14 protein-coding genes and 1 pseudogene are annotated in these 14389 nt (G+C 27.5%); 13 read left to right on the forward strand and 2 right to left on the reverse strand.

Annotation, left to right across the window (positions count from 1 at the left end):
- Positions 1 to 49: 49 nt before the first annotated feature.
- The 5 genes and pseudogenes from CKV72_RS01285 to CKV72_RS01305 all read left to right on the forward strand — a co-directional run bounded on the left by CKV72_RS01285 (position 50) and on the right by CKV72_RS01305 (position 4643).
- Positions 50 to 784, forward strand: coding sequence for a DUF421 domain-containing protein (locus tag CKV72_RS01285; protein WP_089865619.1), 735 nt, complete (start codon positions 50 to 52; stop codon positions 782 to 784).
- Positions 785 to 803: 19 nt separating this feature from the next.
- The gene (locus tag CKV72_RS01290; protein ID WP_238056515.1) at positions 804 to 1184 is read left to right on the forward strand and encodes a DUF4363 family protein; all 381 of its coding nucleotides are present in this window, start codon (positions 804 to 806) and stop codon (positions 1182 to 1184) included.
- An 11-nt stretch (positions 1185 to 1195) separates the two neighbouring features.
- A pseudogene (locus CKV72_RS01295) lies at positions 1196 to 1684 on the forward strand (MATE family efflux transporter); the annotation flags it as partial.
- Between the two features lie 68 nt (positions 1685 to 1752).
- The gene (locus CKV72_RS01300; protein WP_095177231.1) at positions 1753 to 2895 is read left to right on the forward strand and encodes a THUMP domain-containing class I SAM-dependent RNA methyltransferase; all 1143 of its coding nucleotides are present in this window, start codon (positions 1753 to 1755) and stop codon (positions 2893 to 2895) included.
- A gap of 188 nt (positions 2896 to 3083) precedes the next feature.
- On the forward strand, positions 3084 to 4643 hold the full coding sequence (locus tag CKV72_RS01305; RefSeq protein ID WP_095177232.1) for a GTP pyrophosphokinase: 1560 nt from the start codon (positions 3084 to 3086) through the stop codon (positions 4641 to 4643).
- A 48-nt stretch (positions 4644 to 4691) separates the two neighbouring features.
- Here the strand turns inward: CKV72_RS01305 and CKV72_RS01310 are convergent, their stop codons facing one another.
- Positions 4692 to 5147, reverse strand: a complete 456-nt coding sequence (locus CKV72_RS01310; RefSeq protein WP_089865633.1) for a spore coat protein — start codon at positions 5145 to 5147, stop codon at positions 4692 to 4694.
- A gap of 185 nt (positions 5148 to 5332) precedes the next feature.
- On the opposite strand from CKV72_RS01310, the gene CKV72_RS01315 reads away from it, so the two are divergent.
- The 7 genes from CKV72_RS01315 to mscL all read left to right on the forward strand — a co-directional run bounded on the left by CKV72_RS01315 (position 5333) and on the right by mscL (position 12362).
- On the forward strand, positions 5333 to 6442 hold the full coding sequence (locus tag CKV72_RS01315) for a M20/M25/M40 family metallo-hydrolase (RefSeq protein ID WP_089865636.1): 1110 nt from the start codon (positions 5333 to 5335) through the stop codon (positions 6440 to 6442).
- A gap of 228 nt (positions 6443 to 6670) precedes the next feature.
- Positions 6671 to 7105, forward strand: coding sequence for a MarR family winged helix-turn-helix transcriptional regulator (locus CKV72_RS01320; protein WP_089865640.1), 435 nt, complete (start codon positions 6671 to 6673; stop codon positions 7103 to 7105).
- Position 7106: 1 nt separating this feature from the next.
- Positions 7107 to 8846: an ABC transporter ATP-binding protein gene (locus tag CKV72_RS01325; RefSeq protein ID WP_095177233.1), complete on the forward strand. Its 1740-nt coding sequence runs from the start codon at positions 7107 to 7109 to the stop codon at positions 8844 to 8846.
- Positions 8839 to 10614 (forward strand): ABC transporter ATP-binding protein, encoded by a 1776-nt coding sequence (locus tag CKV72_RS01330; RefSeq protein ID WP_114648735.1) that lies wholly within the window; start codon positions 8839 to 8841, stop codon positions 10612 to 10614. The genes CKV72_RS01325 and CKV72_RS01330 overlap by 8 nt, the downstream gene beginning before the upstream one ends.
- A 141-nt stretch (positions 10615 to 10755) precedes the next feature.
- On the forward strand, positions 10756 to 11028 hold the full coding sequence (locus CKV72_RS01335; RefSeq protein WP_089865650.1) for a hypothetical protein: 273 nt from the start codon (positions 10756 to 10758) through the stop codon (positions 11026 to 11028).
- Positions 11029 to 11051: 23 nt separating this feature from the next.
- The gene (locus CKV72_RS01340; protein ID WP_089865653.1) at positions 11052 to 11930 is read left to right on the forward strand and encodes a mechanosensitive ion channel family protein; all 879 of its coding nucleotides are present in this window, start codon (positions 11052 to 11054) and stop codon (positions 11928 to 11930) included.
- A 27-nt stretch (positions 11931 to 11957) separates the two neighbouring features.
- Positions 11958 to 12362 carry a large-conductance mechanosensitive channel protein MscL gene (gene mscL, locus CKV72_RS01345; RefSeq protein WP_269153603.1) on the forward strand — a complete coding sequence of 135 codons (405 nt, stop codon included), beginning with the start codon at positions 11958 to 11960 and terminating at the stop codon, positions 12360 to 12362.
- Between the two features lie 67 nt (positions 12363 to 12429).
- On the opposite strand, the gene CKV72_RS01350 is transcribed toward mscL, so the two are convergent.
- Positions 12430 to 12909: a hypothetical protein gene (locus CKV72_RS01350; protein ID WP_095177234.1), complete on the reverse strand. Its 480-nt coding sequence runs from the start codon at positions 12907 to 12909 to the stop codon at positions 12430 to 12432.
- 171 nt (positions 12910 to 13080) lie between these two features.
- Here CKV72_RS01350 and CKV72_RS01355 point away from each other — a divergent pair, with 171 nt between their 5' ends.
- Positions 13081 to 14376 carry an NCS2 family permease gene (locus CKV72_RS01355; protein WP_095177235.1) on the forward strand — a complete coding sequence of 432 codons (1296 nt, stop codon included), beginning with the start codon at positions 13081 to 13083 and terminating at the stop codon, positions 14374 to 14376.
- Positions 14377 to 14389: the final 13 nt, after the last annotated feature.

A 14389-nucleotide genomic window follows, 5' to 3' on the forward strand; every position in this document is an offset into this window, starting at 1 on the left:
AGAATTTTGTTGGATAATATATGTAAGAAATAGAAAGGGGAAAATGCAAATGAATGAAGGTTTAGTAGTGGCAGTTAGGTCTATTATAGGTTTTTTTTCTCTTCTCATTTTTGCTAGAGTTTTAGGAAAGCAACAATTAAGTCAACTTACATTTTTTGAGTATGTATTAGGAATTACAATAGGCTCTACAGCTAGTACTTTAAGTACGGATTTATCAACCAGAGCATGGCCCCATTGGGTTGCTCTTATAAGTTGGGCAGTACTTGGATATATAATGCAACTTATAACATTGAAACAAAGAACCATGGCTAAATACATAGATGGGGAACCTACAATTGTAATTGTTAATGGTAAAATAATGGAAGAAGCATTAAAAACAATGAAATATAGAGCAGCAGATATTCTGCAACTTCTTAGAAATAAAGATATATTTGATTTAAAGCAGGTTAAGTTTGCACTAATAGAACCTAATGGTCAAATTTCTGTGCTTAAAAAGGAAGAATATCAACCTGTAACACCTAAAGATATGAATGTATCGCCTTCTCCATCAGATATAACCATAGAAATAATTTATGATGGTTTAATTATTGAAAAAAATTTAAAATGGTTTAATAAAGATCAAAAATGGCTAAAAAAAGAACTTAAAAAACGAAATATAAAAGATCCATCAGAAGTATTCTTAGCTACATTAGATAATACGGGGAATTTTTATGTAGATAAATATAACGATTCTATTAAAAATGAAAATTCAACACGTGATGGCACTTATAAAGGACCATTATAATAGTAAAAAGGGTGATATTATGAAAAGTGATAGAATGAAAAAATTTTTAGCTGTAGGTATTCCTACTGCTACATTAATTATTTTTATATTAGTTATGCTTAGTGGCAATTATTTCAAAAAACCTATGGGCAAGGATGATGATATAGTAGGTTTTATAGAAATAGTTATAGAAGATGTTAATAAAGAAAATTGGGTAGAAGCTGATAAAAATAGAGAAAAGCTAGAGAAAGCTTGGGATAAAGTTGTAAAAAGAATACAATTTAGTTCAGAAAGAGCTGAAATGAACGAACTGGAGGCAAGTTTAGCTCGTCTTAAAGGAGCTATTATGGCTAAAGATAAGGGATTAGCCCTAGTAGAATTAAATGCAGCCTATGAACATTGGAAAAGTCTAGGGAGGTAAAAACACATTCAGTTGCAGGATATAATTATGGAGCTAAAAATTTTACTAGATTAGAAGAATCCATAAAAATATCTATTAAATGGAGTACTATAGCCGCTGTAATAACATCCCTTTTATTTATAATTTTTGCAAGAGAATGTATGATTATATTTACAAGAGATAAAGAAGTTATAGACATAGGAATAAAAGCATTTAGAGCGGCAAGTTTGCTATTCCCTTTATTTGGGTATGTAAATACTTATGCAGTATTGTTTCAAGCTCTAGGAAAGGCAACAGGAGCTTTTATATTATCTATTTCTAGACAGGGCATATTTTATATTCCATTAATATATATATTACCAAAATTTATGGGACTAAATGGTGTAATATTTTGCCAAACTGCAGCAGATGGATTAGCTTTTTTAGAAACTTTAATAATGGCTATTTGGCTAAAAAAACAATTTAAAAAAGAAATGTCTGAAGAACTTATATTAGATGATGATATGAAACAAATTTCTTAGGTTAAAACTATAAAAATAAGATATACTTATAATAGAATAAAATCTAAGGTATATGGGAGAGAAAAAATATGGAGTATACATTAATTGCAACTGCTACTTTTGGATTAGAAAAAGTAGTAGCTGATGAGCTAAGAGAATTAGGTTATGATGATTTAACTATAGAAAACGGAAAAGTAACCTTTCAGGGAAGTGAAATGGATATAGTCACTTGCAATATGTGGCTTAGAACAGCAGATAGAGTACTTATAAAAATGGCAGAATTTAAAGCAGAAAGTTTTGAAGAATTATTTCAAGGAACATTAAAAGTAGAATGGGGAGATATTATTCCAGAAACAGGCTTTATGCATGTGGTAGGAAAGTCTGTAAAATCAAAGCTTTTTAGTGTTCCAGATTGTCAATCAATAACCAAAAAAGCAGTAGTTGAAAGCATGAAAAGGAAATATAATAAGGAAGTATTTCCAGAGAATGGAGCTACCTATAAAATAGAAGTGGCTATTTTAAAGGACATAGTAACTTTAACTTTAGATACTACAGGACCTGGATTACATAAAAGAGGGTATAGAGAATTTGCAGGAGAAGCTCCATTAAAGGAAACCTTAGCAGCAGCGTTAGTGCTTTTAAGCAAATGGGAACCTTCTAGAATATTAGCAGATCCATTCTGTGGATCAGGAACTATAGCTATAGAAGCGGCTATGATAGGAAAAAACATAGCACCAGGTATTAATAGAAGTTTTGTATCAGAAGGTTGGGATATAATACCTAAAAAGCTGTGGGAAGACATGAGAAAATATGCTAGGAATTCAATTAATGATAAGGAATTTAGAATATTAGCGTCAGATATAAATGGAAGAGTATTAAAAACAGCTAGAGATAATGCTGAAAAAGCTGGTGTTGCAGATTATATAGCCTTTCAAAGAATGGACATGAAGGAATTTAGAAATAAAAAAAGATATGGATTTATAATAACAAATCCACCTTATGGTGAGAGAATGGGAAATGCCAAAGAAATAGAAAATTTATACAAAGATATGGGAGAAGTATTTCAACAATTAAAAGACTGGTCCTACTTTGTAATTACTTCTTATGAAGATTTTGAAAAATGTTTTGGTGAAAAATCAGACAAGAATAGAAAATTGTATAATGGAAGAATAAAATGTTATTATTATCAATATTTTGGTGCAGAACCTGAAAAAAATCCTTGGGAAAAATAAAATACATCATTAACTTTTCAATAGGCTAACCAAAAAAAGGTTATCCTATTTTTATGTAGATTAAAAACTTATAAAAGTATAATTTTTGTTAAATTTTTTATTGATTTTCCTAATTCTATGCTTAATATGGTAAACTTATATTGGAAATAAATATTTTGCTATATATTGTTATAATTAGGAGGAAGCTTATGGAACTGAGAATGTTTCAATTTATTGATAAATCCCTTGAACATTTAGAAGATTTACAGGAAGATTTAGAAAAAGTTTGTAAAGAAATAGAGATATACTTTGAGGAATCACTAGAAGGTGAAGATGGAGGATTTTTAAATGTAAATTCTAGAGTTAAATCATCTAAAAGTCTTAAAGAAAAGATAATAAGAAATAATTATTATAAAAAATATAAATCACCAGAAGAATTATTTAAAAATCTTTCAGACCTAATAGGTATAAGAATTGAGTGCAGATTTATTGAAGATGAAAATAATATATATGAAAAAATTAAAAATAATTTTAACAAAAAAGATGAGAATGGATATTATTATAATGAAATAAATGAAAATATAAAATTGGATTTAACAGGAGAACAACCTCAACAACAAAGAAATGGGTTTGAAATATTTAGAATAGATGGTTTTTACCAATATGATGACAAAAGGTTTAATTTTGAACTTCAAATAAAATCCCTAGTTAATATATTTTGGGGTGAAATAGAGCATAAAGTAATATATAAAAATAATAATTATATGTTAGTAGATGACTTCTTTAAAAATATAATGGGATCTATTAAGAAAAATCTATCTATGATAGATAATCAGCTATTACTTATTTATAAACAGGTTAATCAACTTAATACCATAGATCCTACAATTAGAAAAGCACAGTTAGAAATGATGATGGCTAAAATAATTTATGATATTTTTTCTACAAAAATGAGAAATCATATAGGTTTGATTGTAGACTTTAGAAGATCCTGTGATGTTATAATGAAATACATATTTAGAACAAATAATGCGGAAAATTTAGAAGAATACAATCAAACTTTGCTAAAAACTCTATCTAGATTAAATGAAATTGGTAAAAATGAAATGAATTTTACGGAAAAAATAAAATTTGAAAGACAAATTTGTATAGAAGACGAGTTTTGTGGAATCATAGGAGATGTTATGCTAAATTCTATAAATAAGGATTTTCAATGGAATATATTTTTTAAAATGCTTTTTGAAATAGAATTAGGTAATAATGCTGAGGATTTTGAAGATTTTATAGCATATTTTAAAGGAAGATTTTACAATAATAAAAGTTTTACAAAACTTCACTTCTTATTTGAAGAAAGTGAAGTTGAAAGTATAGTAAATTCAATGATGAAAGAACTTGCCAATTGCTTTGTTGAAATAGATTCTATAAGTTTTGTATACGAAGAAAATATAGAAAGTATAAATAAAATAATAGACAATATAATTAAAATAGTAGTTGCTAATGTAAATACTTTTGAAGAATGGGAAAATACTAAGGACATTTACTTGGAATTCTTTAAATTTAAAGTATTTTCTGTTTTCGACTATAAAGTAGGTGTAGAAAATGTAAAAGAATTTATAGAGAGAGTAAAAAATCATTCAGGAAAGATACATGTAAGTGAAGGAATACTAAAATACATAGACAAGCTAGAATTATTGTCAGAAATAACAGCAAAGGATGCATTACATCTAATAAAATTAAGTAATATAAATGAAAATGCTTTAATAAAATAATAAAAATAGGAGATAGGCTTTTATATTTAAAGCCTATCTCCTATTTTATTATACTTCATACCATCCTCGTGAATGCATTGCATTAAAGAGGGTCTGGGCATGATCTTGTTCTTCTTTTTGAATATGTTGAAGTTGCTTTCTTATATTAGGATCCATAGATTCTAAAACAGATGTATTATAGGTGCTTGATACATGTTTTTCAGTAGCTAAAGCATCATTTAACAATTGAGCATCTGTAATACCAAGACTACTTTGAATATTAGATTGGTCACCGGCAGGACTATTATAACTTTCAAAGATATTTTGTGGAGTTATATTGCTGCCAGAAAGCATTCCTTTAAGAGTATCTGCGTGTTTACGTTCTTTATTTGCGAGATCCGTAAACATTTGTTTTAATTGTTGATCAGCTGCAATTGATGCATACTGTTCATACTTTCTTATACATAAGTATTCAGCATTTAGATTATCTTCAATGTATGCCTGTTCTTTACTTGTAAGAGCCATAGTTAAAAAACCCCTTTCTATAATATAGATATTTATCCTATTTACAAATAGTATTCCACTAAAATCAAATTATATTATAGAAAAATTTTTTTATATAATTGATAAATAATGTGGTAAATGATAGTATAAATATATTAAGAAAATTAAAAAAATGCAATTTTAGAATTCATCATAGGAGGTAGGAAATGATAAAAGAAGAAAGATTGTTAGATAAATTCTTGGAGTATGTTCAAATAGACAGTGAAAGTCTAAATGAAAAAGAAATGATGGAAACTCTTATAAGAGATATGAAAGAATTAGGTATGGAAGTTTCTACAGATAACACCGGAGAAAAAGTAGGTTCTAATGGAACTAGTGTTTATGGATATTTAAAAGGTGATTTAGATATAGAACCAATATTATTTAGTTGTCACATGGATACTGTAACTCCAGGTATAGGTGTAAAGCCAGTTATTAAAGATGGAGTTATCTATAGCAGTGGCGATACAATATTAGGTGGAGATGATAAGTCAGGAATAGTTTCTGTACTTGAAGCTATAAAAACAATTAAAGAAAACAACATATCTCATGGTCCTATAGAAGTAGTATTTACTATTTGTGAAGAAATTGGTTTAAAAGGATCTAAGAATGCAGATTATTCAAAAATAAAATCTAAAAAAGCATTTATATTAGATAGTGGTGGAGATGTTGGTAAGGTAATAATAAAAGCTCCAGCACAAGATAAAATAAATGTAAAAGTAAATGGAAAAGCAGCTCATGCGGGGGTAGCACCAGAAGAAGGAATAAGTGCAATACAAGTAGCAGCAGAAGCTATTAGCAATATGAAACTTCTTAGAATAGATGAAGAAACTACAGCAAATGTAGGTATTATTGAAGGTGGTAAAGCAACTAATATAGTTTGTCCAGAAGTAGAAATAAAAGCAGAAGCTAGAAGCATAAATAAAGATAAATTGAAGAAACAAACAGAACATATGGTAGAATGTTTCAATAAAGCAGCAGGAAAATTTGGAGTAACTGTTGATATAGATGTAACTCATAGTTATGATCCTGTTAATTTAGATGTAGAAGATGAAACAGTTCAAATAGTTAAGAAAGCTTGTGAAGAAATAGGAGTAAACTTTCAACCAGCAGCCTCTGGTGGTGGAAGTGATGCCAATGTATTTAACGGAAATGGCATAAAAGCAGTAAATCTAGCTACAGGCATGGCAAAGGTTCATACTACAGAAGAATATATAACTATAGAAAATTTAAACAATACTGCAAAACTAGTATATCAAATTATGTTAAGAAAATAATAAATTTTTGTAAATACTTTTAAATAATTTACAACACTAATAAAGCCCTTACGCATTAATATGTAAGGGTTTTTTCAATTTAAACAAATCCCTTTAAGGAATTTCTACATTGGCTATTTACTATTAATTACTAGCTGTTAATTAAAAAAGTCTATTTACATTTATAAAACTATTGAATATAATAATTACTATGAAATTTATTAGCCGGCTAAATAATGGAGGAAGTATATGGATATAGAAAATAGTCTAATTATAAATCATTTAAAGGTTTGTGGATTAACTTTTAAAAGATTAGAAGAAGAGCTAAATAAAATAGGACTTTATAGAGGGCAACCTGCTTTGCTTTTTATTCTTTGTAAAAATGAGGGGCTTACTCAAAAGGAATTATGTAATAAGCTATGTACAGCGCCAGCAACTATAACTAAAATGGTAAAAAGACTTGAAGCAGCAGGTTTTGTAGAAAAAAAGGATGACGAAAAAGACCTAAGAATAAGTAGAATATATTTAACTAATAAAGCTTATGAAATGATAGATACTATAAAAATAGCTTATAAAGACTTTGAAGAAAGTTGTTTTGAAGGTCTTTCTAAAAAAGAAAAGGATATTTTTAGCAATATATTGGGAAAAATATATAATAATTTAAAAGGAAAGGAAATGAGGTAATATGGCATCTCTAAAAAGAATATTTGCATACTTAAAGCCATATACATTTTTAGCTATTATGGGGCCACTTTTTATGGTTTTAGAAGTAGTTATGGATTTATATCAACCAAGGCTTATGCAAAATATTATAGATATAGGTATAGCTAATAGAGATTTTACCTATGTATTAAAAACAGGATCTCTTATGATATTAATTGCTTTTTTAGGTCTTTTTGGTGGTGTTATGTGTATAATATTTTCCACAAAAGCAGGAGTAAATTTATCTACAGATTTAAGAAGGGATTTATACAAAAAAATTCAAAAATTTTCAGGTGAAAATATAGATAGATTCCAAAGCGGTAAATTAATAACTATATTAACCAACGATGTAAACAGCATACAAATGGCAATAATGATGATGCTTAGAGTAGTTGTAAGAGCACCTCTTTTATTTATAGGAAGTATAGTAATGGTACTTACAAGTACTTATGAATTATCACCAATACTTTTGGTAGTTATTCCATTAATTCTTGTAGTTACAATGGTTTTGGGAAAAAGAGTAGGAAATTTATTTAAAAAAGTTCAAGAAGCTTTAGATAGAGTAAATACATCTATACAAGAAAATTTATCTGGCATAAGAGTTGTAAAAGCTTTTGTAAGAGAGGATCATGAAATAGAAAAATTTGAAAAAGTAAATGAAAACTTAACTTTAAAAAATATAGATGCAATGCAGCTAATATCTATTTTGATTCCAATAGTGAGTTTAATAATTAACGGAGCTATGATAGCAACGCTATGGATTGGAGCTGTTAATGTAAATAAAGGTACAATTCAAATAGGACAGATTATGGCATTTTTAAATTATCTTCTTCAAATTTTAATGTCTTTAATGATGATAGGTATGATATTTATACACATAACAAGAGCTTTTCCTTCCATGGAAAGAGCTATGGAGATATTAGATACAGAAATAACAATAAAAGATAGTATTGATGCAAAAGAACTTGACAATATAAAAGGAGAAGTAGAATTTAAGGATGTATCTTATAGTTATAATAGAGATGATGATTTAGTTCTTAAGAACATAAATTTTAAGGTGAAGGCTGGAAGTAAGGTAGGCATAATAGGCTCTACTGGCAGTGGTAAATCTACTTTAGTAAAACTTATATCAAGGCTTTATGACGTAAGTGATGGAGAAATATTAATAGATGGAGTGAACATTAAAGATATAAAACTTTCTTCTTTAAGAAAATCTATAGGTATGGTACCACAAAAGGCATTATTGTTTTCTGGAACTATAGAAGAAAATATTAAATATGGTAAAGAAGATGCTACATTAGATGAAATGATAAAGTCAGCAAAAGCAGCTTGTGCTATGGAATTTATAGATAAATTTGAAGGTGGATTTAATTATGAATTAACACAAAAGGCTACAAATCTATCAGGAGGACAAAAACAAAGATTATCTATAACAAGAGCATTAGTAAGGCATCCATCTATATTAATTTTAGATGATTCAACTAGTGCAGTAGATGCTGAGTCTGAAAAAATTATTAAAAAATCTATAGGAGAGCAATTTAGTAAAACTACTACATTTATGATTGCTTCAAAAATATCCTCTATAATTAATTACAATATGATACTTGTATTAGATGATGGTGAATTAGTAGGGTGTGGAACTCATGAACAATTACTAAAAAATTGTGATGTATATAAAGAAATTTACCTTTCTCAAGGTGGAAAGGAGGAACAAAATGTCTAAAAGAAAAAATGCCTTTCGACCTGTTAAAAAGGCAAAAAATACTAAAGGTACAGTAAAAAGAATTTGGGAATATTTAAAAAAAGAAAACAAAAAGGCTCTGTGGACAGTTATGTTATTAGTTCTAATAACATCTGTACTAGGGGTTCTAGGACCTTATTTTATAGGAGTAGCTATTGATGATTATATTTCGGTTAAAGATGTACCAGGAGCTATAAAGATAATATTAATATTAGCTATAATATATGTGTTAACTGCTATATTTACATGGCTTCAAACCTATATAATGGTTATAGTATCCCAAAGAACAATAAAAGATATAAGGGCAGAATTATTTTCAAAGCTGCAAAAATTATCTTTAAAATTCTTCGACAACAATGCCCATGGGGACATTATGAGTAGAGCTACTAATGATATTGATAATTTAAATAATGCTCTAACTCAAAGTGTTATACAAATACTTTCAAGTATATTAACAATAATAGGAGTTACAGTGGCCATGTTTCTTTTAAATCCAATTATGGCTTTAGCCACATTCATAATAATCCCTATTATGTTTTTTATAACTAAATACTTAGGAAGATTAACAAAAAAATCTTTTATAGAAAGACAAGAATCTTTAGGAGACTTAAATGGGTTAATAGAAGAAACTATTGGAGGACAGGATATAATAACCCTATTTAGTAGAGAAGAATATGTATTTAATAAATTTGAAGAAAAAAATAATAAGTTAAGAACAACAACTACTACAGCAGAAATATTATCTGGTGCAATGCGTCCACTTATGAATTTTATAAACAATTTAGGTTTTGCATTAGTAGTAGCTGTAGGAGGAGTTTTAACCCTAAAGGGTATGGCAACTGTAGGTATAATTGCAAGCTTTGTAAACTATTCAAGACAATTCTCAAGACCTTTAAATCAACTAGCTAGCTTATATAATACAATACAATCAGCTATAGCTGGAGGAGAAAGAGTTTTTGAAATTATAGATGAAGTACCAGATATACAAGATAAGGATAGTGCAGTTAAAATAGAAACTCTGAAGGGAGAAGTAGATTTTACAAATGTAAACTTTTCATATAAAGAATATACACCAGTATTAAAAAATATAAATTTTCAATGTAATCCAGGGGAAACTATAGCTTTAGTTGGACCAACAGGTTCAGGAAAAACAACTATAATAAATCTATTAACAAGATTTTATGATATAAATGATGGAAATATAAAAATAGACAATTTAGATATAAAGGAATATAGTATAAAATCCCTAAGAAGAAGAGTAGGAGTGGTTCTTCAAGATAACTATTTATTTTCTGGAACAATAAAAGACAATATAAGATATGGAAGGCTAGATGCTACAGATGAAGAAATAATAGAAGCTGCAAAACTTGCCAATGCTCACTCTTTTATAAAGCATTTACCAAAAAAATATGATACTATTGTAACATCTCAAGGTGAAAATTTAAGTCATGGCCAAAGACAGCTTTTATCTATAGCTAGAGTAATACTTTCTAATCCAGATATATTAATTCTTGATGAAGCAACTAGTAATATAGATACTAGAACAGAACTTCAAATACAAAAGGGGTTAAAAAATCTTATGAAAGGTAGAACTAGCTTTGTAATAGCTCATAGACTAAAGACTATAGAAGAAGCAGATAAAATATTAGTTATAAAAAATGGTGAAATTATAGAAAGAGGAAATCATGAAACCCTAATGGAAGATGAAGGATTCTATCATAATTTATATGTTTCACAGTTTAAAATTTAAAAATTTATGATAATATAAGTAAGATAGCTTAAGATAATTTAAAGTTATTTTACTTATTTTTTATTATAATAAAACTTTACAGAAGGTAATATGTACTTTATTATTGTATTTATACATAACTTACAGAAAGAGAGGAATAATATGCCAAGAATATGGGGAAAACTCATGAAAGATAATAAAATGATTCAAGAAGAAATAGTAGTTTCTAATTCACAAAAAGAATATGAAAAAGATTTAGAAATTTGTATAAAAGAAATATGCAATAGGTTGGATATCTCCAATCCCTATTGGCTACCTACAAATTATAAAGAATTTGAAAGAATGAACAAAACTACTTTTAATGAAGATAATTTTATGGAAGATATATATTTTGATAAATTTATAATAGAAGAATTGGATAAAAAGGAAGAGTAGATAAAGGGGGTACACTTTATATTATGGAAGATATTTTATCAAAGTTGACCTCAGTGTTTAAGTCTATAAGTTTAAAATTTAAATATGTAGGAACAGTTCCTAAATTTATAGTATCAATTATGCTTTTGATTGTATTTTATCTAATCTATAGATTTATATATAAATCTATAGAAAAAGCTAACTTAAGTTCTGAAAGAACTATAAAATTAAAAAAACAAGTATCCTTTATCAATAAAGTTCTTTTTCTAGTTTTTCTAATCCCTATTTGGGTTTATGAATCTAAAGATATATTAACTTTTTTAGGATTATTTTCAGCAGGTATGGCTTTTGCTTTTAAAGATTTAGTATCAAACTTTTTAGGATGGGTTATAATTAACTCACACAAACCCTTTAAAGTTGGAGATAGAATAAAAATAGATGATAATATTGGTGACGTAGTAGAAATAGATTGGTTTTACACTACTATAATAGAAGTAACTAAAACTAACAAAATATATGGACAAAGTACTGGAAGATTTGTTTATATACCTAATATAAAACTTATTACCACAGAGGTAATAAATGAAACTGGAGATTTCCCATTTACTTGGAATGAAATAGAGATAAATATAACTCTTAAAAGTAATTGGGAAAAGACTAAAGAAATAATGAATAAAGTGGCAGATTCTATTTTGGGAGATATAGAAGGAGATGTGAAGGAATCACTGAATATAGCTTCTAAAAAACATCCTATATATTATCAAAATTTATCCCATACCATATACACTTCTATAGCAGAAGGAAAAATCACTTTAACTTTAAGATTTATGTGTAAAATTAGAAATTCTAGAAATACAGAACATAAGATAATAGAAGAAATCTTAAAACAAATAGGAAAAGAAAAGGACATAGAATTGGTTTAAATATATCAAAAACAAAGGAGAAATGTAATGTTTAAAAATATGATTAAAGAATTTAAAAAATTTGCAGTAAAAGGAAATGCAATAGACTTAGCAGTAGGTGTAGTAATAGGAGGAGCTTTTAGTAAAATAGTAAGTTCTTTAGTAGAGGACATAATAATGCCGTCAGTAGGATTATTACTAGGAAAAGTTAATTTTGATACTTTAAGTTTAACTGTAATGTCTATGGATGGCTCTAAAATAGTATTAAATTATGGAAAATTTATTCAATCAGTGGTTGATTTTTTAATAATATCTTTTTCTATATTTTTATTTGTAAAACTTATAAATTCTTTTAAGAAGAAAGAAGAAGAAAAGCCTAAAGTAGAAGAACCGTCTAAAGAAGAACAATTACTTACAGAAATAAGAGACATTCTAAAAAAAGAAACTATTTAATTTTAAATAGTTTCTTTTTTTTGACCCTCGGGGGCAATGAACAAATTGTAAATTATTAGTTTTTTACCTAATTCTCATCAGAAGGGGGATTTAATCTTTTATAATAAACTTTTTTACCACATATAAGTTTAATTCCTATAATTATTAAAATTAAAGACATAAGTACATCTTTTATAGTTTCTATAGTATGCCAATCTAGATAAACACTCAGTATAGGGAACAATGCTCCATTCATTAATCCTATAATTCCTGCAAAAATTAAGAAATATCCTATATACTTAAGATCAAAATTAATTAAGGAAAAACATATTATTTCATCTTCAAAAGTTTCACTTTTATTAAAAGCTTTTCTTACATCAAAAAAGCTATAAAACCATATTACAGGTATAAGAACAAAAAATATATTTGTTCTTAAAAAATCACCTAAAAATAATAAGGAAAAAAATAAAAGCATAATTTGCAATCCTTTTTTTTGAAAGCCTAGATACATGTGTCCAGCTCCAGGAATGCAGGAAAAAATAAAAGTTAAAAATTTATTGTTTTTCATTTATTACCACCTCTTTAATACTTATTGTATTGTAAAATTCTTAATGAAATATCATATGAAATATTAATAATTTCTTAAGTTTGATTTTACTCTAACCTTTGATATAATAATTATTGCATTATTTATTAATAATGAGGGTGGGCTGAGGGTATATGAGAAAGGTAATAAGAAATGAAGAAAATAATTGAAAAGATATTCGACTTAACAAAATATAAAACCACTGTTAAAGGTGAATTATTAGCTGGATTAACAGGATTTTTTTCTGTAGTCTATATTATAGCTGTTAATTCATCAATACTTTCTGATGCAGGAATTCCATTAGAAGTGGGAATTATTGCTACTATATTAGTATCCTTTTTAGGTTGCATTATAATGGGGCTTTTAGGAAATGTGCCTATTATGGTAGTACCCGGTATGGGGGTAAATGCTTTATTTTCATATACTATTATAAAATCCATGGGACTTTCTGTACAACAAGCTTTAACAGCAGTGGTTATAGCGGGTGCAATATTCTCAATAATAACTTTTACAAGACTTGGAGATATTATCACAAAATCTATTTCACATTCTTTAAAAGAAGCAATAACTGTGGGAATAGGAATATTTATAACCTTTATAGGATTTCAAAAGGGTGGAATAATAGTTTCACACCAAAGTAATTTTGTAACTCTAGGAGATTTAAAAAATCCACTAGTTTTAGCAACCCTTATAAATTTAGCTATAACATTATTTTTATTCATAAAAGATATAAAGGGAAATTTTTTGATAAGCATAATCTTAGGTACAGGGGTATCTTATCTACTAGGGTTGGTTGATGTATCATCAATAAATTTTCAAGGATTAAGTTTTCAAGGATATGGAGATGTATTTTTTAATTTAGACTTTGGAGGAATAACAACTATAAGTTTCTGGACAGCAGTATTTTCATTGGTATTAGTTTTGGTGTTTGAAAATTTAGGACTTCTTAATGGATATGTAAATATTATGCTTAAACAACCAGAAAAATTTAAAAACGCTTATAAATCCACGGCATTATCTTCAATTACTTGTGGTATTTTAGGAACTAGCCCAACTATAGCCACTGTGGAAAGTGCAGCGGCAATTGCAGCTGGAGGAAAAACGGGTTTAACTTCTATATTTACAGGAATATTATTTATTCTTTCAATATTCTTCCTTCCACTTATAAAAGTTATTCCAAATTCAGCTGTAGCACCAATACTTATAATTATAGGAAGCTTAATGATTAAAAATGTTTTAAATATAAACTTCAATGACTTTACAGAAGGATTTCCAGCTTTTTTAATTATAACTATGATTCCATTAACCTATAGCATAGTAGATGGTATGGCCTTTGGATTTATAGCATATCCTATTGCTAAATTAGCTGCAAATAAAAAAGAAGATGTTTCTTTGCCAATGTATATAATATCAATTATATTTTTAATTAATTTCATACTTAGTGTTTAATAAGATACAAATA

Source organism: Clostridium cochlearium (assembly GCF_900187165.1).
Classification (GTDB): Bacteria; Bacillota; Clostridia; order Clostridiales; family Clostridiaceae; genus Clostridium_G; species Clostridium_G cochlearium.

What these genes read in the sequence shown, in the direction of transcription:
- CKV72_RS01330 (WP_114648735.1), top strand. Translation starts at nt 8,839, where the DNA reads ATGTCTAAAAGAAAAAATGCCTTTCGACCTGTTAAAAAGGCAAAAAAT.
- CKV72_RS01315 (WP_089865636.1), top strand. Translation starts at nt 5,333, where the DNA reads ATGATAAAAGAAGAAAGATTGTTAGATAAATTCTTGGAGTATGTTCAA.
- CKV72_RS01355 (WP_095177235.1), top strand. Translation starts at nt 13,081, where the DNA reads ATGAAGAAAATAATTGAAAAGATATTCGACTTAACAAAATATAAAACC.
- CKV72_RS01290 (WP_238056515.1), top strand. Translation starts at nt 804, where the DNA reads ATGAAAAGTGATAGAATGAAAAAATTTTTAGCTGTAGGTATTCCTACT.
- CKV72_RS01310 (WP_089865633.1), bottom strand. Translation starts at nt 5,147, where the DNA reads ATGGCTCTTACAAGTAAAGAACAGGCATACATTGAAGATAATCTAAAT.
- CKV72_RS01350 (WP_095177234.1), bottom strand. Translation starts at nt 12,909, where the DNA reads ATGAAAAACAATAAATTTTTAACTTTTATTTTTTCCTGCATTCCTGGA.
- CKV72_RS01300 (WP_095177231.1), top strand. Translation starts at nt 1,753, where the DNA reads ATGGAGTATACATTAATTGCAACTGCTACTTTTGGATTAGAAAAAGTA.
- CKV72_RS01340 (WP_089865653.1), top strand. Translation starts at nt 11,052, where the DNA reads ATGGAAGATATTTTATCAAAGTTGACCTCAGTGTTTAAGTCTATAAGT.
- CKV72_RS01305 (WP_095177232.1), top strand. Translation starts at nt 3,084, where the DNA reads ATGGAACTGAGAATGTTTCAATTTATTGATAAATCCCTTGAACATTTA.
- mscL (WP_269153603.1), top strand. Translation starts at nt 11,958, where the DNA reads ATGTTTAAAAATATGATTAAAGAATTTAAAAAATTTGCAGTAAAAGGA.
- CKV72_RS01335 (WP_089865650.1), top strand. Translation starts at nt 10,756, where the DNA reads ATGCCAAGAATATGGGGAAAACTCATGAAAGATAATAAAATGATTCAA.
- CKV72_RS01325 (WP_095177233.1), top strand. Translation starts at nt 7,107, where the DNA reads ATGGCATCTCTAAAAAGAATATTTGCATACTTAAAGCCATATACATTT.
- CKV72_RS01320 (WP_089865640.1), top strand. Translation starts at nt 6,671, where the DNA reads ATGGATATAGAAAATAGTCTAATTATAAATCATTTAAAGGTTTGTGGA.
- CKV72_RS01285 (WP_089865619.1), top strand. Translation starts at nt 50, where the DNA reads ATGAATGAAGGTTTAGTAGTGGCAGTTAGGTCTATTATAGGTTTTTTT.